At 71.3% G+C, this 23,083-nt stretch carries 26 protein-coding genes; 21 read left to right on the top strand and 5 right to left on the bottom strand.

Annotated elements, in window-relative coordinates:
• Positions 1–279: 279 nt before the first annotated feature.
• Together AB0M30_RS15640 and AB0M30_RS15635 are read right to left on the bottom strand one after the other, a co-directional pair.
• Positions 280–1,032, bottom strand: a complete 753-nt coding sequence (locus AB0M30_RS15640) for a glucose 1-dehydrogenase (protein WP_364584552.1) — start codon at positions 1,030–1,032, stop codon at positions 280–282.
• Positions 1,033–1,055: 23 nt separating this feature from the next.
• On the bottom strand, positions 1,056–1,643 hold the full coding sequence (locus AB0M30_RS15635; RefSeq protein ID WP_364584550.1) for a TetR/AcrR family transcriptional regulator: 588 nt from the start codon (positions 1,641–1,643) through the stop codon (positions 1,056–1,058).
• Positions 1,644–1,763: 120 nt separating this feature from the next.
• On the opposite strand from AB0M30_RS15635, the gene AB0M30_RS15630 reads away from it, so the two are divergent.
• Complete coding sequence (locus AB0M30_RS15630) at positions 1,764–2,126, top strand: hypothetical protein (protein WP_364584549.1); 363 nt, start codon at positions 1,764–1,766, stop codon at positions 2,124–2,126.
• A 52-nt stretch (positions 2,127–2,178) separates the two neighbouring features.
• Positions 2,179–3,060 carry a Ku protein gene (locus AB0M30_RS15625; RefSeq protein ID WP_364584547.1) on the top strand — a complete coding sequence of 294 codons (882 nt, stop codon included), beginning with the start codon at positions 2,179–2,181 and terminating at the stop codon, positions 3,058–3,060.
• 279 nt (positions 3,061–3,339) lie between these two features.
• Here AB0M30_RS15625 and AB0M30_RS15620 read toward each other — a convergent pair whose 3' ends face one another.
• Positions 3,340–3,819, bottom strand: a complete 480-nt coding sequence (locus AB0M30_RS15620) for a MarR family transcriptional regulator (RefSeq protein ID WP_103343709.1) — start codon at positions 3,817–3,819, stop codon at positions 3,340–3,342.
• A 9-nt stretch (positions 3,820–3,828) separates the two neighbouring features.
• Entirely contained in the window at positions 3,829–5,607 is a 1,779-nt protein-coding gene (locus AB0M30_RS15615; RefSeq protein WP_364584546.1) for an ABC transporter ATP-binding protein, read from the bottom strand.
• Between the two features lie 195 nt (positions 5,608–5,802).
• Between AB0M30_RS15615 and ffh the strand changes: the two genes are divergently transcribed.
• The 19 genes from ffh to AB0M30_RS15520 all read left to right on the top strand — a co-directional run bounded on the left by ffh (position 5,803) and on the right by AB0M30_RS15520 (position 21,642).
• Complete coding sequence (ffh, locus tag AB0M30_RS15610; protein ID WP_364584544.1) at positions 5,803–7,341, top strand: signal recognition particle protein; 1,539 nt, start codon at positions 5,803–5,805, stop codon at positions 7,339–7,341.
• An 8-nt stretch (positions 7,342–7,349) separates the two neighbouring features.
• Entirely contained in the window at positions 7,350–8,426 is a 1,077-nt protein-coding gene (locus tag AB0M30_RS15605) for an amidohydrolase family protein (RefSeq protein ID WP_364584899.1), read from the top strand.
• Positions 8,427–8,472: 46 nt separating this feature from the next.
• A complete protein-coding gene (locus AB0M30_RS15600; RefSeq protein WP_360169505.1) occupies positions 8,473–9,198 on the top strand; it encodes a type II CAAX endopeptidase family protein in 726 nt (241 codons plus the stop codon).
• Positions 9,199–9,298: 100 nt separating this feature from the next.
• Complete coding sequence (locus tag AB0M30_RS15595) at positions 9,299–10,102, top strand: type II CAAX endopeptidase family protein (protein ID WP_103343714.1); 804 nt, start codon at positions 9,299–9,301, stop codon at positions 10,100–10,102.
• 159 nt (positions 10,103–10,261) lie between these two features.
• Positions 10,262–10,705 carry a 30S ribosomal protein S16 gene (gene rpsP, locus AB0M30_RS15590; RefSeq protein WP_103343715.1) on the top strand — a complete coding sequence of 148 codons (444 nt, stop codon included), beginning with the start codon at positions 10,262–10,264 and terminating at the stop codon, positions 10,703–10,705.
• Positions 10,702–10,941 carry an RNA-binding protein gene (locus tag AB0M30_RS15585; RefSeq protein WP_003103110.1) on the top strand — a complete coding sequence of 80 codons (240 nt, stop codon included), beginning with the start codon at positions 10,702–10,704 and terminating at the stop codon, positions 10,939–10,941. The genes rpsP and AB0M30_RS15585 overlap by 4 nt, the downstream gene beginning before the upstream one ends.
• Before the next feature lie 27 nt (positions 10,942–10,968).
• Complete coding sequence (gene rimM / locus AB0M30_RS15580; RefSeq protein WP_103343716.1) at positions 10,969–11,484, top strand: ribosome maturation factor RimM; 516 nt, start codon at positions 10,969–10,971, stop codon at positions 11,482–11,484.
• On the top strand, positions 11,481–12,185 hold the full coding sequence (locus AB0M30_RS15575; protein ID WP_364584542.1) for a hypothetical protein: 705 nt from the start codon (positions 11,481–11,483) through the stop codon (positions 12,183–12,185). Before rimM ends, AB0M30_RS15575 begins: the two co-directional genes overlap by 4 nt.
• A 4-nt stretch (positions 12,186–12,189) precedes the next feature.
• The gene (gene trmD / locus AB0M30_RS15570; RefSeq protein WP_364584540.1) at positions 12,190–12,936 is read left to right on the top strand and encodes a tRNA (guanosine(37)-N1)-methyltransferase TrmD; all 747 of its coding nucleotides are present in this window, start codon (positions 12,190–12,192) and stop codon (positions 12,934–12,936) included.
• Between the two features lie 166 nt (positions 12,937–13,102).
• Positions 13,103–13,471: a 50S ribosomal protein L19 gene (gene rplS, locus AB0M30_RS15565; RefSeq protein ID WP_013223853.1), complete on the top strand. Its 369-nt coding sequence runs from the start codon at positions 13,103–13,105 to the stop codon at positions 13,469–13,471.
• 31 nt (positions 13,472–13,502) lie between these two features.
• A complete protein-coding gene (gene lepB / locus AB0M30_RS15560; protein ID WP_364584538.1) occupies positions 13,503–14,441 on the top strand; it encodes a signal peptidase I in 939 nt (312 codons plus the stop codon).
• A 90-nt stretch (positions 14,442–14,531) separates the two neighbouring features.
• Entirely contained in the window at positions 14,532–15,374 is an 843-nt protein-coding gene (locus tag AB0M30_RS15555) for a ribonuclease HII (protein WP_103343720.1), read from the top strand.
• Complete coding sequence (locus AB0M30_RS15550) at positions 15,371–15,694, top strand: DUF2469 domain-containing protein (protein ID WP_003096226.1); 324 nt, start codon at positions 15,371–15,373, stop codon at positions 15,692–15,694. The genes AB0M30_RS15555 and AB0M30_RS15550 overlap by 4 nt, the downstream gene beginning before the upstream one ends.
• Positions 15,695–15,956: 262 nt before the next feature.
• Positions 15,957–16,334, top strand: coding sequence for a YraN family protein (locus AB0M30_RS15545; RefSeq protein WP_364584536.1), 378 nt, complete (start codon positions 15,957–15,959; stop codon positions 16,332–16,334).
• The gene (locus AB0M30_RS15540) at positions 16,334–17,845 is read left to right on the top strand and encodes a YifB family Mg chelatase-like AAA ATPase (RefSeq protein WP_364584534.1); all 1,512 of its coding nucleotides are present in this window, start codon (positions 16,334–16,336) and stop codon (positions 17,843–17,845) included. The genes AB0M30_RS15545 and AB0M30_RS15540 overlap by 1 nt, the downstream gene beginning before the upstream one ends.
• A gap of 134 nt (positions 17,846–17,979) precedes the next feature.
• Positions 17,980–18,462 carry a hypothetical protein gene (locus AB0M30_RS15535; RefSeq protein ID WP_364584533.1) on the top strand — a complete coding sequence of 161 codons (483 nt, stop codon included), beginning with the start codon at positions 17,980–17,982 and terminating at the stop codon, positions 18,460–18,462.
• The gene (gene dprA, locus AB0M30_RS15530; RefSeq protein ID WP_364584531.1) at positions 18,459–19,601 is read left to right on the top strand and encodes a DNA-processing protein DprA; all 1,143 of its coding nucleotides are present in this window, start codon (positions 18,459–18,461) and stop codon (positions 19,599–19,601) included. Before AB0M30_RS15535 ends, dprA begins: the two co-directional genes overlap by 4 nt.
• A gap of 102 nt (positions 19,602–19,703) precedes the next feature.
• Positions 19,704–20,684, top strand: coding sequence for a tyrosine recombinase XerC (locus AB0M30_RS15525; protein WP_364584897.1), 981 nt, complete (start codon positions 19,704–19,706; stop codon positions 20,682–20,684).
• A gap of 109 nt (positions 20,685–20,793) precedes the next feature.
• Entirely contained in the window at positions 20,794–21,642 is an 849-nt protein-coding gene (locus AB0M30_RS15520; RefSeq protein ID WP_364584529.1) for a FliA/WhiG family RNA polymerase sigma factor, read from the top strand.
• Here AB0M30_RS15520 and AB0M30_RS15515 read toward each other — a convergent pair whose 3' ends face one another.
• A complete protein-coding gene (locus AB0M30_RS15515; protein WP_364584527.1) occupies positions 21,643–22,137 on the bottom strand; it encodes a M23 family metallopeptidase in 495 nt (164 codons plus the stop codon). It abuts the gene before it with no gap.
• Positions 22,138–23,083: the final 946 nt, after the last annotated feature.

Raw genomic sequence — 23,083 nt, 5'->3', positions numbered from 1 at the left:
CTGTCGTGCGTAACCGCGAGTCCTGAGCTGCCGTGACCCCTGTTCGTCCGAGCCCGAGAGGAGAGCTGCTGTGCGCAATCGCGAGTCCTGAGCCGATGTCCACCCGGCCGATCGCACCGGAAGGAGAGCCGCCGTGCGCAACCGCGAGTCCTGATCCCCGCCGTGCACCCGTCCGTTCCCGCCCGAGAGAGGAATCGTCACCATGCGCAACCGTGAGTCGTGAATTCCCGCCGGAGGAGGATCCGGCCAACCCCCATCCGCGGGCCCGGGTGGGACCGCTCAGGCGGTCGCGCCGCCGTCGACCACCAGGTCGTGCCCCACGGTGAACGCGGCTTCGTCCGAAGCCAGCCACAACACCGCGGCGGCCACCTCGGCGGTGGCACCCACCCGGCCCAGCGGAATCGCGTTCTTCAGCCGCTCGGCGCGGCCGGCGTCCGTCTCGCCGGGGCGCCGGGACATGTCCGTGTCGGTCGCGCCCGGGCTGACGGCGTTGATCCGGACGCCATCGGCGATGTGATCGCGCGCCGCCGTCCTGGTCAGCGCGCTGACCGCGGCCTTCGACGCCGCGTAGGCCGCCATGTTCGGCAGCCTGCCGTGCGCGCCGATGTTCGACGCCATGTTGACGATCGCGCCGCCGCCGTGCGCCCGCATGTGCGCGACCTCGTGCTTCAGGCACAGCCACGTCCCGGTGACGTTCGTGCCCATCACCGCGCCGAAGTCGTCTTCGCCGAGGTCCGCGGCCGCCGCCGGCGACCCGAGGATGCCCGCGTTGTTGAACGCGACGTCCAGCCCGCCGTGCCGCGCGACGACCGTTTCCACCATCCGCGCCACGTCCGCGGAGTCGATCACGTCGACGGTCACCGCGCTCGCGTCGCCGCCGATCTCCGCCACCGCGGACGCCAGCCGCCGCTCGTCGCGCCCGGCGACGACCACCGTCGCGCCTTCGCCCGCGAACGCCCGCGCCGTCGCCCGTCCGATCCCCGAGCCGCCGCCCGTCACCAGGACGACCTTGCCCGCGAAACGTGCCCCCATCGTGTGCCTTCTTTCTGGTCCGATCATTCTTGAATGAGCAGGCGCATGGCCTGGGAGACGGCCGCTTCCAGCCGGCTCGCGGCATCGGTGCCCTTGCCCAGGACGCGCAGCCCTTGAAGCACCGTGAGCAGGAAGCGCGCCAGTGTCGCCGGGTCGCTTCCGGCGGGGAGTTCGTCCTGGGCCTTCGCTCGCTCCAGTGCCATCGTGAGCGCGACCTCGAGGGTGTCCCAGCTGCGTTCCACCAGCCGTGCGACTTCGGGGTCGTGAGGGAGCAGTTCGATCGCCGCGTTGACGACGAAACAGCCCATTCTCGTTTCGTCGCCGAGGATTTCCGCCATGTAGCCGTCGAAGAGCCGGCGCACCGCGGCCACCCCGGAACACGGCTCCGACAACTGGGCCATGACCCGCGCGTCGGTGCGCTCCGCGTACCGCTTCAACGCTGTGACGTAGAGGTCGTGCTTCGTGCCGAAGGTGGCGTACAGGCTGGCCTTGGCGACGCCGAGGTGCGTGACGAGGTCGCTGACGGACGTCGCCTCGTACCCCTGGCGCCGGAAGAGCGTGAGCGCGCCGTCGCAGGCTTCGCCGACGTCGAACTCCTTGACCCGGGACATGATCGAACCTTAACCACATCTAGAACGCTCGGTCAAATATGTGGCTGGCGGTGTGTCGCGTCCGGTGACGCCGCGTGCGGTGGCACTATGGCTGCTTCGACCGGCCCGAGGGGGTGAGCGATGCAGGATCGGCTGACGCTGCCGCCGACCGTGGTCGCCACCCACCTGCGCTTCTGCGCGGAGGAACTCGCCGCCGGCCTGCGCTGCGGCGGCCCGGGCGCCACGACGGCCGAGCTCACCGACGTCGTCGCCCAGCTGGTCGCCGGCCAGGAAGCCATCTCGCACGCGCTCGCCGGCCTCGCCGCCCGGGTCGAAGGCGGTTCGGCCGCCCTCGCCGCGGCCCCGCCGCTGGACGTCGAAGTGGTTGCCGAGGTGCTCCGCGCGGCCGCCATCGCCTCCCGGTGCTCGGCGGAGGCGCTCGACGAGGTGACACCGTCGTTCGAATGTGTGAGCGAATCCGTCGCGCCTGACACCCGTTTGTAGCTGTCGATCCGCCGGGGCCGCTGTCTAGCCTGGAGCTGCGGAGGTGGCACGGATGCGCGCAGTGTGGACAGGCACGATCGGGTTCGGTAGTTACGCCATCCCGGTGAAGGCGTACAGCGCCACCGAGGAGCGGGAAATCCCGCTGCACCAGGTCCACGAGACCGACGGCGGCCGCGTCCGCGTCAAGCGCGTGTGCGAGGTCGACGGCGCCGAAGTGCCACCCGAAGAGATGATCCGCGGCTACCCGGTCCCCGGCGGCGACGTCGTCCTGCTGTCCGACCACGAGCTCGCGTCCCTCCCGATGCCGGGCCGCACGATCGCCATCCGCGGGTTCGCGCCGGTGCCCGACGTCGATCCGCTGTGGTTCGCGAAGAGCTACTACCTCGAACCCGAACCGGCGGGCACGAAGCCGTACGTGCTGTTCAGCGAGGCGCTCCAGCAGTCGGGCCGGCTCGCGCTGGTCACCGTCGCGCTGCGCCGCCGCGAGACGCTCGGTGCGCTGCGCGTGCGCGACCAGGTGATCGTGCTGGAGACGATGCGGTGGCCGGACGAGGTGCGCACCCCGGACTTCCCGTTCCAGCACGCCGACGTCGACATCCGCCCCGGCGAGCTGCGGCGCGCGGTGAACCTGGTCGAGGAGCTGACCGGAGAGTTCGACCCCGGCCGTTATCCCGACCGTTACCGCGAGGCCTTCCAAGCGTTGGTCCAGGCGAAGATCGACGGCGCCGAGGTGGTCCAGCCGACGGCCGCCGAACAGGCCGAGGGCGTCACCCGCCTGCTGGTGGCGTTGCAGGAGAGCGCCGCCGAGGCGGAGGACGAGCGCAACGCGGCCGTCACGAAGGCCAAGGCGGCGGCCTCGAGGGCTGCGAAGGCGCGTACGACGGCGAAGCGAGCCGCGGCGCGCAGCCGTGGACGCACGAAGGCGTCCGGCTGAGTATTACTACCCACGGGTAATTGAGGGTTCTCACACTGAACCCGCCGTCTCCGGCGCGGCAGACTTCCTTCTGCCAGCGGATACCGGATCGCTGGCGAGGGGGGAAGTCCGGACGGCCCCTGGGGAGGTGAGCCGTCCAGACGCCAGGGTTCCGGGGCGGGCCGGAGGAGGAGCGGCCCGTTTCCGGAACCCGTCCCGCACCGCGGGGAGGCGGCGCGGGACACCAAGGGGGTGTCCGAAGGCTGCCGTGGAGGGATCGAGGGGTCTCCACGGCAGCTTTCAGGCGTCCGCGACCCGGATGAGCAGGTCGGCGGCCAGCCGGAGCAGCTGACGCTCGGTCGGCGACAGCGTCGATTCGAGCGCGCCGGCCAGCCAGCGCTCGCGTTGGGCGCTGTACCGGCGGAGGACGGCCAGACCTTCGTCGGTGATGCTGACCCGCGAACGGCGTCCGTCGTCGGGATCCGGGTTCCGCTCGATGTGGCCGCGGAGGTCGAGCGACGCCAAGATGCGGGTGAGCGACTGCGGCTGCAGTCGTTCCGCTTCGGCCAGCTCGGTCGGCGTCTGCGTGCCCGCCCGGTAGAGCCGGCTCAGCACCGCGAGTACCGCCGGCCCGGGGATGTGCCGGTCCGCTTCCGCGCGCATCCGCCAGTTCAGCCGCCCGACGCCTTCGCGCACCCGCCGGGACAGCTCGGCGAGTTCGGCGTCCGCGGTGACCCGCGCGGCGGTCTCGTCAAGGGTCCGGGCCGGTTCGCTCTGCATGGCCCCACATTAGGTGCTCCCGTGGACAAGCCGGGCATAGCGCCCGTCGCGCGCCAGCAATTCCTCGTGCGTCCCCCTTTCGGCGATCCGGCCCTCGTGCAGCACCACGATCTGGTCGGCGTGCTCCACAGTGGACAGCCGGTGCGCGATCATCAGCGTCGTGCGGCCCGCGGCGAGCCGGTCGAGCTCGGCCTGCACCGAGCGTTCGGTGCGGTTGTCGAGCGCGCTGGTCGCCTCGTCGAGGATGAGCACGGGCGGGCTGCGGAGGATGATCCGGGCGATGGCCATCCGCTGCTTTTCGCCGCCGGAGAACCGGTAGCCCCGCTGGCCGACGACGGTGTCGTACCCCTCCGGCAGCCCGGCGAGCGTGTCGTGGATGTGCGCGGCCTTCGCCGCCCGTTCGATCTCGTCGTCCGTCGCGTCCGGCTTCGCGAAGCGCAGGTTCTCCCGCACGGTGTCGTGGAAGAGGTAGGTCTCCTGGGACACCAGCCCCACCCCGGCCGCGAGCGAAGCCAGCGTGACGTCCCGGATGTCGGTGCCGTCGATCGTCACCGAACCACTGCTCACCTCGTACAGCCGGGCGACCAGGTAGGCGAGCGTCGTCTTGCCCGAGCCGGTCGAGCCGACCAGGGCCGTGGTGGTCCCGGCCGGCACGTCGAGGTCGATCTCGTGGAGCGTCGGCGGGCCGTCTTCGCCGTAGCGGAACGACACGCCGCGCATCGAGACGTCGCCGCGGCGCACCTGAAGCTCCCGCGCACCCGGCTTGTCCGCGATCTCCACCGGCAGGTCCAGGACCTCGAAGATGCGGCCGAACAGCGCCTTCGACGTCGCCACGTTCTGCCCGATCGTCTGCATCGCGCTCGCCGGCGCCACCAGCCGGTTGAGCATGCTGGTGAACGCCACGACGGTGCCGAGCGAGATCGGCGACGCACCGCCCGCCAGCGCCAGCCCGGCGATCCAGTAGACCAGCGCCGGGATGACGGTGAGGCTCATCGCCCGCGACGCCGTCTGCCAGCGGCCCGCCAGCGCGGCGGCCCGCTCCAGCGACGCGATCTCCCGCGACTCCGCCCCGAAGCGCTCGCGCATCGCCCGCTCGTTGCCCATCGTCTTGGCGAGCAGCACCCCGGTGACCGACAGCGACTCCTCGACCATCGTCGTCAGCCGGGCCATCCGGCGGGTCCGGCCGCGGGCCAGGTTCCGCCTCTTCTTGCCCAGCCGCAGCGTGAACAGCAGGAACAGCGGCACGACGACGAGCGACAGCGCCGCGAGCTGCCAGTCGAGCGCGATCAGGGCCACCGTGATGGCGATCGTCGTGGTCGCGTTCTGCACCATCGACCCGGCGGTCGTGGTGATCACGTTGTCGACCCCGCCGATGTCGTTGAACACCCGCGAGAGCACTTCGCCGCTCTTCGTCCGCGTGAAGAAGCCGAGCGACATCCGCTGCAGGTGGCCGTAGACCGAGACGCGCAGCTCGTTCATGACCCGTTGCCCGATGGTGTTGGACAGCCCCGTGGTCGCGACGCCGAGGGAGCCGCTGCCGACCGCGCAGACGATCATCCCGGCCGCCAGCAGGCTGATCAGCAGGGTGTCGCGGTGCGGCAGGGCGTCGTCGAGGATCTCGCGCAGCAGGAACGGCGAGACGACGCCGAGGCCGGCCTGCACGACGATCAGCGCGAACAACACGCCGAGCGGCCCGCGGTGCGGGTGGAACAGCCCGGCGATCCGCCGCAGCGGTACGGGTTCGTCGGCGTCGGAGGCCGGTTCGGTCAGGACGGCTACTGCGGTCATACACCTATGTTTACCAAAATCCGCCGGGAGCGCCACCGATTTCCGCGATGTCACGCGAAAGTGGGTCCGACTACTGGTAAATGTATGTTTACCAGTGCCTGCGTACCCGCGAGGGAGAGAGCCGGAGCGACTACCCTCGACATGGCCGGCTGAGCCCGGCGCGCCACCATCGACCCAGCTGGAGCGTGCACACCCGTGTTCGACACCCTGTCCGATCGGCTCACCGCCGCCCTGCAGACGCTCACGCGCAAGGGCAAGCTGTCCGACGCCGACATCGACGCCACCGCGCGCGAGATCCGCATCGCGCTGCTGGAGGCCGACGTCGCCCTCGGCGTGGTCAAGACCTTCATCGCGAAGATCAAAGAGCGGGCGAAGGGCGCCGAGGTCTCCCAGGCGCTCAACCCCGCGCAGCAGGTCATCAAGATCGTCAACGAGGAGCTCGTCGGGATCCTCGGCGGCGAGACGCGCCGGCTCAACCTGGCCAAGACGCCGCCGACCGTGATCATGCTCGCCGGTCTGCAAGGTGCCGGTAAGACGACGCTGGCCGGCAAGCTCGCGCTGTGGCTGAAGAAGCAGGGCCACGCGCCGATGCTGGTCGCCTGCGACCTCCAGCGTCCGAACGCCGTCACGCAGCTGCAGGTCGTCGGCGAGCGCGCCGGCGTGGTCACCTTCGCGCCCGAGCCCGGCAACGGCGTCGGCGACCCGGTCGACGTCGCCCGCCGCGCGATAGCCGAGGCCAAGCACGCCCAGCACGACGTCGTCGTGGTCGACACCGCGGGCCGCCTGGGTGTCGACGAAGAGCTGATGAAGCAGGCCGCGGACATCCGCGACGCGGTCGAGCCGGACGAGGTCCTGTTCGTCGTCGACGCGATGATCGGCCAGGACGCCGTGACCACGGCCCAGGCGTTCCAGGACGGCGTCGGCTTCAGCGGTGTCGTGCTCACCAAGCTCGACGGCGACGCCCGCGGTGGTGCCGCGCTGAGCGTCCGCGAGGTCACCGGCCAGCCGATCCTCTTCGCCTCCAACGGCGAAAAGCTCGAGGACTTCGACACCTTCCACCCGGACCGGATGGCGTCGCGGATCCTCGGCATGGGTGACGTGCTCACCCTGATCGAGCAGGCCGAGCAGGCCTTCGACCAGAAGCAGGCCGAGAAGGCCGCCGAGAAGCTCTCCAGCGGCCAGCTCACCCTGGAGGACTTCCTCGAGCAGATGCTCGCGGTCCGCAAGATGGGCCCGATCGGCAACCTGCTCGGCATGCTCCCGGGCGCCGGCCAGATGAAGGACCAGCTGGCCCAGGTCGACGACAAGCACCTCGACAAGCTGCAGGCGATCATCCGCGGCATGACCCCGGCCGAGCGCGAAGACCCGAAGATGATCAACGGGTCGCGCCGGCTGCGCATCGCCAACGGCTCCGGCGTCACCGTCCGCGAGGTCAACGACCTGGTCAACCGGTTCTTCGAGGCCCGCAAGATGATGGCCCAGATGGCCGGCCGGTTCGGCTTCGGCGGCGGGGGCGGCGGCTCCAAGTCCCGCAAGGGCAAGAAGGGCAAGAAGGGCCGCGGCCCGACCCAGCCCAAGGTCCGCGGCGGCTTCCCCGGCGGCATGCCGATGCTGCCCCCGGGCGGGCAGATGCCGGGCGGCATGCCCGACCTCTCGCAGCTGGGCGGCATGAACGACGTCCCGGGCTTCGACCCGACGAAGTTCAAGCTGCCGAAGAACCCCAAGGACAATTGAGCCGCGCTTTGGAGAAGACACTGCACGCCGCCGGGGTGATCCTGCCCGGCGGCGAGCCGGGGGAGCTGTGGATCACCGGCGGCCGGATCTCGTTCGAGCCGGTGCCGGACGCCGAGAGCCTCGGCCGGGACGTCTTCTTGGTGCCCGGCCTGGTCGACGCGCACTGCCACCCCGGCATCGGCGTCGGCGGCCCCGTGTCACTGGAGGAGGCGACCGAGCAGGCGATCACCGATCGGAACGCCGGGACCCTGCTCATCCGCGACTGCGGCCTCCCGATCGACGTCCGGCCGCTGCAGCAGCGGGCGGATCTGCCGACGATCATCCGCGCCGGGCGGCACCTCGCTCTCACCAAGCGGTACATCCCCGGCTTCGGCATCGAGCTGGACGACCCTTCGCAGCTGCCGGCCGCCGTGGCCGAGCAGGCCCGGGACGGCGACGGCTGGGTCAAGCTCGTCGGCGACTGGATCGACCGCGGCGTGGGTGACCTCGCCCCGTTGTGGCCGGACGACGTCCTGGCCGAAGCCGTCAAGGTGGCGCACGACCACGGCGCCCGCGTCACCGCGCACGTCTTCGGCGAAGCGGCGTTGCCGGGGCTGATCGCGGCCGGCATCGACTGCCTCGAACACGGCACCGGCCTCAGTGCCGATCAGCTGGCCGAGCTGGCGCGCCACGACGTCGCGCTGGTCCCGACGCTGATCAACATCGAGAACTTCCCGGGCATCGCCGACAAGGCGGGCAGGTACCCGGCCTACGCGGCGCACATGCGGGCGTTGCACGCCGGCGTCGGCGAGATGGTCGCTTCGGCCATCGAAGCCGGCGTACGCGTCTTCGCGGGCAGCGACGCCGGGGGCATGGTCGAGCACGGCCGGCTCGTCGACGAGATCGAGGCGCTCCACCGCGCGGGCATGACCCGCGAGCAGGCCCTCGCGAGCGCGTCCTGGGCCGCCCGCGACTGGCTCGGCCACCCCGGCGTCGTCGACGGCGCGCCCGCCGACCTGCTCGTGTACCCGAGCGATCCGCGCGAGGACCTGGGCGTCCTCCGGCATCCTTCGCACATCGTGCTCGGCGGAGTCGTGTACGCCTAGACCCCCGCTGATTTCCTTGGGGGAGCGGCACTTTAGCGTGGGACGCGTGACGGACGACGACGGCGCACGGCGCGTGCTCGGGGCGCACTGGTGTTTCGTGGCGTTCTTCGCGGGGATCGCCGGCTACTACCTGGCCAACCTGATCATCGCCGCGGCGGTCAACCGCAACGTCGGCGAGTTCGACCCCCTCGAGCTGCACGACATCGGCCCGCTCCTGCTGCTGGCCTTCGTGCCCAACCTGCTGCTCGGCCTCGGCCCGGCGGCCGGCTCGTGGCGGTGGGGGCAGGGCCTGCGCACCGACTTCGGTCTCGTGCCGACCTGGCGCGACGTCCGGATCGGCCTCGCGTGCGGGGTGCTCGCGCTGGTCGTCGGCTACCTGCTCAACCTGATGCTGATCGCGGTCTACGGCGCCGACGACGTCTCCGACAGCCCGCTGACCGACCTCGCCGACACCTTCGACGGCGACACGGTGTGGCTGGTGCTCGCGGCGGTGATCGTCATCGCCGGCGCGCCGATCACCGAGGAACTGCTGGTCCGCGGCACGTTGTGGAACGCGCTGTCGTTCCACCGGGTCCCGCCCTGGGCGGTGCTGGTGCTCACCTCGCTCGTGTTCGCCCAGCTGCACGGCGAGCCGACCCGCACCATCGCGCTGTTCGGCCAGGGCATCGCGCTGGGGCTGGCCCGGTACCTCTCCGGCCGGGTCAGCGCTGGGGTGATCGCCCACGCGGCCAACAACCTGCCCCCCGCGGTGCTGCTGTTCGTCGCGCACTGAACGTTGCGAAGATCGATGGACAGTAGCTGGACGGATACTGTGCGATCACATCCCGGCGGCTAGGCTCGACGCAGGAGCCGAGCGACGCGGAGGGCAAGGCGTGACCACTTCCCAGCCCCGGGACCCGGCTCCCGACGCCACGCCGTTCCCCGAGCCCGAAGAGCCCGCCGCGACCGCCTTCCTGGAGCCCGCGCCGCGGCACCGGTGGGGCTTCGGCGCCTTCCTGCTCGTCGAAGGCGTGCTGCTGGCCTCCGCGGCCTTCGTGTCCGTCCTCGTCGGCAACACCGGCCCCGGCCCGCTGCCGATGCGCGTCGTGCTGCTCGGCACCATGCTGCCCACGATGATCGCGGCCGGCGTCGCGGTGCTGATCACCTTCGTCCGCGGCAACGGGCCCGTGTCCGACCTGCGGCTCGAGTGGCGCTGGGCCGACGTGAAGACCGGGGTCCGGTACGGCTGCGTCGGGCTCGTCTTCACCACGCTCGCCGCCTACCTGTGGACGCGGCTGGTCGGCGACGCGAACGCGACGTCGGCGATCAGCGCGCTGGTCGAGGACCGCCGGATGTCGATCCCGGCGGCCATCGTGATGTTCGTCTACCTCTGGCTGCTCGGCCCGATCTGCGAGGAGATCATCTACCGCGGCCTGCTCTGGGGTGCGGCGGAACAGCTGCAGTGGCGCAGCGAGCGCTGGGGCCGCGTCGCGGCGTTCCTGCTGTCCACGGCGGTGTTCGCGGCCAGCCACCTCGAGCCCCTGCGGACGACGTTGCTGCTGGTCATCGCGGTGCCGATCGGCCTGGTGCGGCTGGTCACCGGCCGCCTGCCGGGCAGCATAGTGGCGCACCAGGTGAACAACTTCCTGCCGGCGCTGACCATCCTGCTCGGGGCGCTCGGGGTGGCCTCTTTCTAGGTCCGTGAGTGCCGTCTGGCAGAATGGCACACTGCCTGCTTCCGCCGGACCCTCTCACCGTGCGAAAGCTCCTGACCTTCGGGTGCCCGCGTCCGTGTCCCCACTCGGCCCGCGTGCGCCCAGCCCAGCACCAGAGAGATTCGAGGAGAACCCACACCCGTGGCCGTCAAGATCAAGCTGCAGCGCCTCGGCAAGATCCGTGCGCCGTACTACCGCATCATCGTTGCCGACGCGCGCACCCGCCGGGACGGCAAGGCCATCGAGACGATCGGCAAGTACCACCCGAAGGAAGAGCCGAGCCTGATCGAGGTCGTCTCCGAGCGCGCCCAGTACTGGCTGGGTGTCGGCGCGCTGCCGACCGAGCCGGTCCAGCGCCTGCTGGAGATCACCGGTGACTGGCAGAAGTTCAAGGGCCTGCCGGGCGCCGAGGGCACCCTGAAGGTGGCCGAGCCGAAGCCGTCCAAGCAGGACCTGTTCAACGCGGCGCTGGCCGCGGCCGGCGAGGAGCCCTCCACCGAGGCCACCACGCCGAAGAAGAAGTCCGCCCCGAAGAAGGCCGAGGCCGAGAAGGCGGAGGCCGCTGAGGGCGAGAAGTCCGAGTGAGTTTCCTCGCGGACTCCCTCGAGCACCTGGTGCGCGGGATCGTCGACAACCCGGACGAGGTCCGGGTCGAGCTGCTGACCACCCGCCGTGGCCGCACGCTCGAGGTGCACGTGCACCCCGATGACCTCGGCAAGGTGATCGGCCGGGGTGGTCGCACGGCGACCGCCCTGCGCACCGTCATGGGTGGCATCGGTGGCCGCGGCGTCCGCGTGGACGTCGTCGACACCGACCGCTGAGCACTGCGCCGGATTCGGACGGTCAGGATGAACGTCGTAGTGATAGGCCGCATCGCGAAGGCGCACGGCATCCGCGGGGAACTCGCGGTGGACGTGCGCACGGACTCGCCGGAACAGCGGTTCAGGATCGGTGCGGCCGTCACGACGAAGCTGCGTGACGGCAGCAAAAGGGAACTCACCATTGCAGCCGCCCGCGAACACAGCGGGCGGCTGCTGGTGCGTTTCGAGGAGGTCCTGACCCGCGACGTCGCCGAGACGCTGCGGGGCGCGCTGCTCGTGGCCGACACGGCCACGTTGCCGCCGACCGGGGACCCCGACGAGTTCTACGACCACGAGCTCGCCGGCCTGCGGGCGGAGCTGACCGACGGCACGGTCGTGGGCAAGGTCGTCGAGGTCGTCCACTCACCGGCGGGCGAGCTCCTGGAGCTCGACGTCGAGGGGCGCGAGGTGCTCGTGCCGTTCGTCCACGCGATCGTCCCGACCGTGGACATCGCCGGCGGCCGGGTCGTGCTCGACCCACCGGAAGGGCTCCTGGACGAATGAGGCGCCGGACAGCCGTGTTCGCGGCCCTGCTCGCCGTCGTCGTCCTCGCTCCGCCCGCTCAGGCCGAGGGACCGGTCTACGGCGACTTTTCGCTGATGTTCCAGCGCAGCGCGGGCCAGTACGCCCCGCCGGGGGAGAAGGCCTTCCAGTGGGCGTGGTCGCCGAAGTCGGCCACCGAGTCCGAGATCTCCTGGGGCGACCCGGTCACCTGGCCGCCGTCGTACGCGGAACATTTCGTTCGATCGGGTGACTGGGTGCTGCTCGACGGCTGGGGCGGCAACGGCACGTACTACACCGAACGCGTGACGAGCGAGTCGTTCTGCTCGGCGAGCACCTGCACGCCGATTCCCCCGGACGGCGGCCGGCAGCACTACGTGCGCTGGAGCGTGCCGTCGTCGGACTACCGGCTGGTCGCGGACGGGACCGTCACGGAACAGGGCAGCGGCCGGTCCTTCCGGTTCCGGCACGAGCAGACCTGGGGCGCGCCGGCCCCCTGCCGCTCCGCGCGGTTCGGGGCGCGGACCTGCGTCACGCAGACCGAAACCTGGTCGGACGACAAGGACCTTCCCGCCGGGTCGCCGATCCGGCGGACGCTGCACCGCGGCATCAAGATCGCGAAGGGGCTCGGCATGGCCTTCGCGATCGACCAGGACGTCCCGAGCGCGTGGCACGCCGAGGCCACCGCCTACTGGAAGTGGTGACCGCGTGCGGATCGACGTCGTCACGATCTTCCCCGAATACCTCGACCCGCTACGCGCCGCGCTGCTGGGCCGGGCGATCGACCGCGGCCTGATCGAGGTCGGCGTGCACGACCTGCGCGACTGGACCCACGACGTGCACCGCGCGGTCGACGACGCGCCCTACGGCGGCGGTCCCGGCATGGTCATGAAGCCGCAGATCTGGGGCCCGGCGCTGGACGACGTCTGCCGTCCCGAGACGCGGCTCGTCGTCCCGACGCCGGCCGGGCGGCCGTTCACCCAGGAGCTGGCGCACGCCTACGCGGCGGAGAAGCACCTGGTGTTCGCCTGCGGCCGCTACGAGGGCATCGACCAGCGCGTCGTCGACGACGCGGCCCGGCGGATGCCCGTCGACGAGGTGTCGATCGGCGACTACGTCCTGGTCGGCGGCGAGGCGGCGGTGCTGGTCATCGTCGAGGCCGTCGTCCGGCTGCTGCCGGGCGTGCTCGGCAACGCGCGTTCGGCCGCCGAGGACTCGTTCTCCGACGGCCTGCTCGAAGGGCCCAGCTACACGCGCCCGGAGGTGTGGCGAGAACTGGCGGTGCCGGACGTGCTGCGGTCGGGCAACCACGCGCTGATCGACCGCTGGCGGCGTGACCAGGCCCTCGAACGCACGGCCCGGCGCCGCCCCGATCTCCTGGCGGCGCTGCCGGAAGGTAGTCTCGACAAGCACGATCGCGGGGTTCTGGAGGGCTTGGACCCCGAGCAGGCCTAGGGCCGGTTACTCGACCGGTGGCCCGGTCTGTAATACTTGACAGGTTGGCGTGAGTGGACCTCGTCGTCCACGAGCCCGCCAGCAGCCCCCTGGGTCGCCCGCAGCGGCACCGTTGCGCGCCCGGGATCTGTACGCAAGCCATACCGAAGACGAGGACGGACCACCGATGAACACCCTGGACGCGCTGGACAAGCAGTCGCTGCGTTCCGACATCCCGGACTTCCGCCCGGGCGACACGCTCAAGGTGCACGTCCGCGTCATCGAGGGCAACCGCGAGCGCAACCAGGTCTTCCAGGGCGTCGTGATCCGCCGTCAGGGCGGCGGCATCCGGGAGACCTTCACCGTTCGCAAGGTCTCCTTCGGCGTCGGCGTGGAGCGCACCTTCCCGGTGCACTCGCCGAACCTGGCCGAGATCGAGGTGCACAAGCGCGGCGACGTGCGGCGCGCGAAGCTGTACTACCTGCGCGACCTGCGCGGCAAGAAGGCCAAGATCAAGGAGCGGCGCGAAAACCGCGAGACGGCCTCGGCTAACTGAGTCACCACCCGGTTACCGGTAGCCTGACGACGTGGCCGAACCCGTGTCCCAGAACGCTCCCGAGGATGACCCCGATCGCTCCGAAGAGGACAAGCCCAGGCTGTCCCGTTCCGAGGAGCGCGGGGGATCCCGCCGGCGGCGAGCCAAGCCCGCCAAGAAACGGTCGTTCTGGAAGGAACTGCCGATCCTGCTCGTGATCGCCTTGGTGCTCACGATCCTGATCCAGACTTTCCTCGCGAAGGTCTTCATGATCCCTTCGGGCTCCATGGAGGCCACCCTGCACGGGTGCCCCGGGTGCACCGGAGACCGGATCCTGGTCGACCGGGTCACCTACGACTTCACCGAGCCCTCCCCGGGTGACGTGATCGTGTTCAAGGGCCCGCAGGCGTGGATCAACAACGAGATCGCCCCGCAGGAGTCGAGCAACATCGTCGTCCAGGGCCTGCGCGGTCTCGGCTCGCTGGTCGGGTTCGCCCCGCCGGACGAGCGCGACTTCGTCAAGCGGGTGATCGCGGTCGGCGGGCAGACCGTCCAGTGCTGCGACCCGCAGGGCCGCATGATCGTGGACGGCAAGTCGCTCGACGAGCCGTACATCCATTGGGAAGACCCGTCGAACCAGGAGCAGAAGACCTTCGAGCCGGTCAAGGTTCCGGCCGGGATGGTCTGGGTCCAGGGCGACAACCGCAACAACTCCGACGACTCGCGGTTCCAGGGCGGCGGCGGCGTGAACGGTGCGGTCCCGGTGGACAACATCATCGGCAAGGCGCGGATCATCGTCCTGCCGCCGAGCCGGTGGGGCGGGATCACCGACCACAACCCGCAGGCGTCGGCGCAGCCGGTGGCGCTGGGTGCGCCGGCCTGGCAGAGCGGGCTCCCGCTGGGTGCCGGGATCGCGGCGGCGTGGCCGGCGCTGTTCCTCGGGCGCAAGCTCAAGTCCGGCCTGCGCCGGGCGGCCGGGCGGAAACCCTAGCCACCCGACGTTTGCCGGCAGACGGGTGATCCAGCCTTGACACTTCCCGTTCCCCTGACGGCGGCCGAGCCGATCCGGCCACCGCGAGCCGTGGTGCGCGGCGACCTCTTCTGGGGTCTGCAGGGCGCACTCGACCGCCGTGGTCTCGGCCCGGTCGCCGGCGTGGACGAAGCCGGCGCCGGGGCGTGCGCGGGGCCGCTGGTGGTCGCGGCCTGCGTGCTGAAGCAGGGCGACGCGGCGAAGCTGACCGAGCTGACGGATTCGAAGCTGATGACGGCCAAGGCGCGGGACCGGGTCTACGACCTGGTCCTCGCCCGGGCCGTCGACTACTCGGTGATCGTCATCCCGACCGAAGAGGTCGACCTCTACGGCATCCGGGTGATGAATCTGGAGGGCATGCGCCGCGCGGCGGCGGCCCTGCGCGTGCAGCCGGGTTACGTCCTCACCGATGGGTTCCGCGTCCCCGGTCTGACGGCCCCGAACACGGCGGTTATCAAGGGCGACCGTTCGGTGGCCTGCATCGCGGCCGCGTCGGTGCTGGCGAAGGTGACGCGAGACCGCATCATGGCGGGCTACCACGACGACTTCCCGCACTACGGCTTCGACGTGCACAAGGGGTACAGCACGTCCGACCACCTGGCGGCGCTGCGGGAGCACGGGCCCAGCGACGTCCACCGCTGGTCGTACACGAACGTGGCCACGGTGGCCGTCAAGCACGGCCTGCGCCCGGCGCGGCCGGTCCTGCTGACGTACGCGGCGCTGGAAAAGGCCATGGAGACGCCCGGCGCCGCCGGCCTGGCCGCGGTCCTCGACGAGGCATTAGAGCCACAACTCAGCCTGCCGCTGCATGCCCCGGCCGCGGGTGTGGGTCACAATGAACGCTCCGCCGGCGGAGCAGCAGCACGATCCCGAGGAGGGGCGCGGATTTCATGAGCGCAGAGGATCTCGAGAAGTACGAGACCGAGATGGAGCTCTCGCTGTACCGCGAGTACCGCGACATAGTCGGCCAGTTTTCGTACGTGGTGGAGACCGAGCGGCGGTTCTACCTGGCGAACGCGGTGGACGTCCAGGTCCGTGACGGCGGCGGCGAGGTGTACTTCGAGGTCCGCATGTCCGACGCGTGGGTCTGGGACATGTACCGCCCGGCCCGCTTCGTCAAGCACGTCCGGGTCATCACGTTCAAGGACGTCAACGTGGAGGAGCTGGACAAGCCCGACCTCCGCCTCCCCGAAGACGGCCCGTTCTCGGGTTAGTCCCGGTTCCGATCGACCTACCGGCCGCGCCGGCTCGCTGGACGAGCCGGCGCGGTTCTTTTCGCCTAGCACACCCCACCGACCGTCCGGGTCCTTCGAGCCCGATTCGTGGACCAGTTGTCCCCAACACCCCGGTTGTCCACAGCCGCGCGATCCGGGTCTGGTGAACCCCGGCCGCACGCTGGCATCGTCGAACGCACACGCACCGTGATCGCCGGGACCGCCCCGGTGACGGGAGCGAACCGACGAGGGGGCGAACACGATGACGGGCACCGACGAGCTCGCAAGACACCGCCGCGACCTGGGGGCCTGGGGCGAGGACATCGCCCTCGCCTACCTCCGTAGCCGCGGGCTCGTCCTGCTGGCCCGCAACTGGCGCTGCCGCGAAGGCGAGCTGGACCTCGTCTTCACCGACCGCACCCGCATCATCGTCTGCGAGGTGAAAACCCGCTCCGGCACCGAGTTCGGCCTCCCCACGGAAACGGTCACGGAGGAGAAGGCGGGCCGGGTCCGCCGAGCCGCCCAGCGCTGGCTCCGCGAGTTCCGCCTCGGCTGGTGCTCCGTGCGCTACGACGTGGTCACGATCCTCGCGGAACCGGGCACCCGCCCGCGGCTGCAGCACATCGAGGCGGCGTTCTGATGCCCATCGCCAAAGCCTGGTCCGCCGGCCTTCTCGGCATCAACGGCCGGGTGATCGAGATCGAGGCCGACCTCGGTGGCGGGCTGAGCCGGATCACCCTCGTGGGCCTGCCCGACGCCGGGTTGCGCGAGGCGAAGGACCGCGTCCGGTCCGCCGTCCGCAATTCCGGGCAGCCCTGGCCCGACGGCAAGGTCACGCTCGGGCTGTCCCCGGCGAACCTGCCCAAGATGGGGTCCGCCTTCGACCTGGGTATCGCCGCGGCGGTGCTCGCGGCATCGGGGGCGGTCCCGGCCACCCGGCTGCTGGGCACCGTGCTGCTCGGCGAGCTCGCCTTGGACGGCCGGATCCGCGCGGTCCGCGGCATCCTCCCGGGTCTGCTGGCGGCCCGGGCGGCCGGCTACGGCCGAGCCGTCGTGCCGACGGACTCCCTCGTCGAGGCGGCACTGGTGGACGGCATCGAAGTCGCGGGCGCGGCGCACTTGCGGGACTTCGTGGCGTGGCTGAATCGCGAAGCCGAGCTGGCCCACCCGGAGCCGCCGGGCCCGGTGACCCCGCCGGACGTGCCGGATCTCGCGGACGTCGTCGGCCAGCCGGAGGCACGCTGGGCCTTGGAGGTCGCCGCGGCGGGTGGTCACCACCTCCTCCTCACCGGACCGCCCGGAGTGGGCAAGACGATGCTGGCGAAGCGGCTGCCCGGGCTCCTCCCGCAGCTGACGCCGGAGGAGTCCTTGGAGGTCACCGCGGTCCACTCGGTCGACGGTTCGCTGTCGAAGTCTTCGCCGCTGGTCACCGTCCCGCCGTTCGTCGCCCCGCACTATTCGATCTCCGTGCCGGCGCTGATCGGCGGAGGCAGCGGAATCGCCGCACCGGGCGCGATCAGCCGGGCACACCGAGGTGTGTTGTTCCTCGATGAGGTCTGCGAGTTCGGCGGGCAGTGCCTCGAGTCGCTCCGGACGGTGCTCGAAGAGGGCGAGGTGCGCATTTCCCGGGTCAAGGGATCGATCACCTACCCCGCGCGGTTCCAGCTGGTCCTCGCCACCAACACGTGTGCGTGCGCGCCGCCGAAGGATGCGGACTGCGTCTGCTCGCCGAGTGCCCGCCGCCGCTACCTCGCCAAGCTTTCCGGGCCGTTGCTCGACCGCGTCGACCTGAGGGTCCGGTTGCGCCCGCTGAGCGCGATCAGCGCGCACGACACCGGCGCGGCGGAGTCATCGGAAGCGGTGCGCCACCGGGTGTTCGCAGCCCGCGAGCGCGCAGTCCACCGCTGGAGCGAGCACAGCTGGCTGTCCAACTCGGAGGTACCCGGCCCGGCGCTGCGCCGAGAGTTCGCCCTGCCCGCGGACGCCACGGCCCTGCTGGACAGAGCCATGAGCCGAGGCGCCCTGAGCGGCCGAGGCGCCGACCGTTGCTTGCGAATAGCTTGGACCCTGGCCGACCTGGACGCCGAGCCCCGCCCCGGCCCCGAACAAGTCGGCGCGGCCCTGGCATTCCGAGAGCGAGTGGCGGCATGACCCCCGCCAACCACCGGCCGCCCGGCCCCTCCCGGTGGCGAACTGCCGAGCCACCGGCGCTCGCCACGGTCTTCGTCCCTGAGTGCGGGCTGGTCGCTTACCGAGGGCGTGCGGTCGAGCTACCGGCGGCTGCCATGGTCGACTCCGTTTCCGAGGGCGAGCGGGTCGCTTTTCGAGGGCGGGTGGTCGAGCCATCGGCGGCTGCCATGGCCGCACTCGTGTCCGGGTGCGGTCGGATCGCTTTTCGGGAGCGGGCGATCGAGCCATCGGCAAACGTCAGGGTCATCTCGGTCTCCGAGCGCGGGCGGGTCGTTCTTGGGGAGCAGGTGCTCGAGTCACTGGCGTCTGCTGGCGTTGTGTTTGCCGGCGAGCCCGATCTCGGTTGTTCGGGAGCGGGCGGCGGTATGAGCCCCGGCGAGTTGCGGCAGGTTCGCGCCGTCCTGCTGCGGGAGGTCGGGCCATCGGCGGCCGCCGCGGTCTTCGTCGCCGAGCGCGGACGGGGCGTTCTTCAGCTGCAGGCGCCCGAGCCGCTGGCGGCGGCTGCCGCTGCCGCTGCACTTGCCGGCGATCGCGAGCCGGTGCCGATGGGGAGCGTTCGGGAGCGGGTGGCCGCATGAGTGCCGATGAGCTGCGGCAGGCTCGCGCGTACCTGCTGCGGGTGGCCGAGCCGCCGGCGCCCGCCCTCGTGGCGTTCGTTGCCGAGCACGGGCCGATAGCGGCAGCCGCGCGGGTCCGGCGTGGTGACTGCCCGGACGAGGTCCTGAAAGCAACCGAGGCGCGACGCGACTACGACCTCGTCAGCCAAGATTTCACCCGGGCCGCCGCGGCCGGCGCCCGGCTCGTCGTGCCCGAGGACGACGAGTGGCCCACCTGGCCACTGCACGCCCTCGACCTCGCGGCCCGGCAAGGCGTTGCCGAAGCCGTGCAGCCTCTGGCCTTGTGGGTCGCCGGCGACGTTGCGCTCGGCACTGCGGCCGACCGGGCCGTGGCCATCGTGGGTGCTCGTGCCGCGACCGACTACGGCGAACACCACGCCGCCGAGTTCGCCTACGGGCTGGCCGGCCGGAGCGTGCCCGTGTTCTCGGGTGCCGCCTACGGCATCGACGGGGCTGCGCACCGCGGCGCGCTCGCTGCCGAGGGCGTCACCGCCGCGGTGTTGGGATGCGCTGTCGATGCCGGCTATCCGGCGGGGCACGTCGCGCTGCTGAACCGGATCGTCCGCTCCGGCGGCGCAGTGATCAGCGAGTACCCGCCCGGCACTACGCCGGCGCGGCACCGCTTCCTCGTCCGCAACCGGCTCATCGCCGCCCTCACCGAGGGCACCCTGGTGGTCGAAGCGGGACGGCGCAGCGGCGCCCGCAACACCGCCAGTACCGCCGGTGCCCTCGGCAAGGTGGTGATGGCCCTGCCCGGCCCGGTTTCGTCGGGGATGTCCATCGGCTGTCACGAACTGATCCGCGACGCCAAAGCGACGCTGGTCTCGACCGTCGACGAAGTCCTCGAGACCGTCGGACGTTTCGGCATCGCCGAGGACACCGTTTCGAGCCGGCCGAAACGGCGCACCGACCGGCTGGGGCCCGACGCGTTGCGCGCCTTCGAGGCACTGGCCGTGCGCGCCGACCGGTCCGACGCCGAGGTCGCGGCCGAATCCGGCCTCCCGTTGCGGCGGGTGCGGGCGTTGCTGCCCGAACTGGAAATCGATGGATTCGCCGTCCGCGGGGAAGCCGGCTGGCGACGGCGGAAGGAAAGCGCGTGACCACGACGAAATCCGGGCGAATTCGTCGACGGCGTTCGGCCGGTCCGGTGGGGCCGCGTGGCGATCCTTGACCGGAGGCGGTTGTTCGCGCAGCGTGACATCATGCCGTCACCACGCTCCGGACGGGCCCGCCGTCCCGACCTGCGCGCGCTGCGGGCCGCCTTGCCCGAGCCCGTGCGGGCCGTCGTCACCGCCTACGAACGGCACCTCGGGCTCGAACGCGGCCTGTCCGCGCACACCGTCCGGGCGTACGTCGGCGATGCGGTGGCGCTGCTGGGGTTCGTCGTGGACGGTGGCAGCGCGGTCGAGGAGCTGGACCTCGCGCGACTGCGCGCGTGGCTCGCCGCCCAGCAGTCCGGTGGGGCGAGCCGGACGACGCTCGCCCGGCGGGCTGCCTCGGCGCGGACGTTCACCGCCTGGGCGCACCGCACCGGTGTCCTGGCCACGGACCCGGGCGGGCGGCTCGCGGCGCCGCGAGCGCACCGCACCCTGCCCGGGGTGCTGCGGGCCGGGCAGGCGGGGGAAGTCATGCAGGCATCGGCCGCCGGCGCGGCACAACGGGATCCCGTCGCCCTGCGTGATCGCGCGATCGTCGAACTGCTCTACGCCACCGGCATCCGGGTGTCCGAGTTGTGCGGGCTGGACGTCGGTGGGGCCGATTTCTCCCGTCGTGTCGTGACGGTAATGGGGAAGGGCGGCAAGGAACGGGTCGTCCCGTTCGGCGTTCCGGCGGCGGAGGCGCTCACCGACTGGATCGACGAGGGGCGGCCGAAGGTCATCGCCGAAAGCGGTGGTGAGAGCGTCGAGCGCGCGCTTTTCCTGGGTGTCCGGGGCAAACGCGTCGACCCGCGCGCGGTGCGGCGCGTCGTCCACGACGCCGTCACGGCGGTGCCCGGAGCTCTCGACATGGGGCCCCACGGCCTGCGGCATTCCGCCGCGACGCATCTGCTCGAAGGGGGTGCCGATCTCAGGAGCGTTCAGGAACTGCTTGGTCACGCTACGCTTGCCACAACGCAGCTCTACACTCATGTGACCGTCGACCGGTTGAAAGCGATCCATGACCGAGCGCACCCCAGGGCCTGAGGCGGCCGGGGGAGGCTCACCGGGGTCGTCACCAGCAGGACTGGCGGCGCACGCGCATCCGCACGAGCACGGAGATGACACTGAGCCGCATGCCGAGAACGACTGTGCAATGACCGCAGGCCCGCACGTGACCGAAGCCGCCGGAGTGACCACTCACGGTGAGGCTGCCGCGCCCGCGGAGACCCGGGCCGGCTACGACGTCGACGCCGGGATCGCGGCTCTGTGGCAGCAGTTCGCCGACAGCCCGGACCAGTCGTCGCGCGATCGGCTCGTGCTGCACTACGCCCCGCTGGTCAAGTACGTCGCCGGCCGGGTCGGCACCGGGCTGCCCACCCACATCGACGTGGGCGACCTCGTGCAGTCGGGCATTTTCGGCCTCGTCGACGCGATCGAGAAGTTCGATCCCGAGCGCGGCCTGCGCTTCGAGACGTACGCGATGCAGCGCATCCGCGGCGCGATCCTTGACGACCTCCGTTCGCAGGACTGGGTGCCGCGCGCGGTGCGCAGCAAGGCCAAGGAGGCCGAGCGTGCGATGGAGCGCCTCGGCGCCCGCCTGCACCGCACCCCGACCGACGCGGAGCTCGCCGCCGAACTCGGCATCGGCCTCGACGACCTGCGCGACTTCTACGGTCAGCTGCAGCTGACCAGCGTCGTCGCGCTGGAGGACCTGGTGGCCGCGGGCAAGGACAGCGGCTCGCTGGTCGACACACTGCCCGACGACGACGCCGTCGACCCGGTCGCGGTGCTCGTCGACCAGGACAACCGCCGCCAGCTCGCCCAGGCGATCGCGCAGCTGACCGAGCGCGACAAGATCGTGGTCAGCCTCTACTACTTCGAAAGCCTGACCCTCGCCGAGATCGGCAAGGTCCTCGGCGTCACCGAGTCGCGGGTGAGCCAGCTGCACACGCGGGCGGTCATGCGGCTGCGCGCCAAGCTGGTCGAGCAGACCGGCGCCTGATCACCGACCACCTCCCCACGGCTTGAGCCGGTATTCGCCCACCTCGCCGGTCAGCGCGAGGGGATCGACGTACTCCTCGCCCCGCCGCACACCCCAGTGCAGGCACGCTGCCACCGTGCAGCCGGGATGCCCGGCGAGGACGGTGCCGAGCACTTGGCCGCGGTAGACCTGTTCGCCCACGGCCACTTTCGGCACCACGGGCTCGTAGGTGGTCCGCAGCCCTCCGTCGTGGTCGACGGAGAGGACGGGCCGCCCGCCCACGGCACCCGCGAAGACGACGACGCCCGCATCGGCGGCCAGCACGTCCTGCCCGGGCACGGCGGCCAGGTCCACTCCGCGATGACCGGGTCCGAACGGCGTATCGGGGGCGTCGAAATACTTGGTGATCACCGGAACGGGTGACAGGGGCCAGGAGAGCCGCGATTGCCGCGCGGAGACGGAACCATCCGCGCCAGGTCCGACCCCGACGGACGGCGGCGATGCCGAGCCGGCCATGAGGGCGATCCCCCACGGCACGGCCGGCCCCAGCGCGGCCTCGAGGGGATCGGCTGGCGCCCGCGTGGCCTGGGGGGAATCGGTCCACGCCTGCCCGATCTCGGGGGGATCGGTCGGCGGTTGCCGGACTCCGGGGGGCTCGGCTGGTCCCAGCGTGGACTTAAGGGAACCGGCCTGCGCCTGCCCGACCCCAGGGGAAATGGCCCGCGCCAGCGCGGCCCCAGGGGAATCGGTCGGTGCCTGCCGGACCCCAGGGGGACCGGCCCGCACCTGCGCGACTCCAGGGGATCCGGTCCGCATTTGCGCGGCCTCGGGGGAGTCAGCCCGCACGTGCCCGGCCATAAGGGAGGCTGCGCGCTCACCCGACGCCGGGTGTGCGATCGATGCGAGCCAACTCGCCTGAGACTCGGCTGGTGTCGCTACGCCCAGCGCCGGTGAGCCCGGCGCCGGCGGGGCCAGGCCGTGCGTCCAAGGCTCGGGTCGTGGTGGCCGGGATTCGCCCGTTCGAGCCACACCTGTCCCCAGGGGCGTCGTCGGCGGCATGCCGCCTCCCCGAGCCGTCGCTTCCGGTGCTCGAATGGCTGTGTCTCCACCTGCTACCACCCCTCCGAAAAGCGCCATGACCAGCGCAATCGTGCCCAATAACCACCCCGGCACCCGCCGCCGGACCCGCATGATCGACTCCATGCCTCCAGGGTGGGGGAGCTCGGTGCCTCGTGGGGGACCGATGCCGAATCTGTGGATAACCGGACCCGATGTGGACAACTGCGTCACCCAGTGGCCGCCGGTGGGGGAGGGGGTGGTGGGAGGGGGTAGAATCTTCTGCGCAGTCCGTTTCAGCGGGCTGACTTCGCGTGCACGTGCGCGTTCCCCGGTCTGGAAACAAGCCGGGCGGGCGCACGGGGTCCGGCGGTCCCTGGGAGTTCTTCACTCCCCGGGTCCGGGC

It is taken from the genome of Amycolatopsis sp. NPDC051716 (assembly GCF_040681595.1).
In the GTDB taxonomy this organism is placed as follows: Bacteria; Actinomycetota; Actinomycetes; order Mycobacteriales; family Pseudonocardiaceae; genus Amycolatopsis.
The sequence above is the reverse complement of the archived record's forward strand: the minus strand, read 5'-3'. Positions and strand labels throughout refer to the sequence as shown.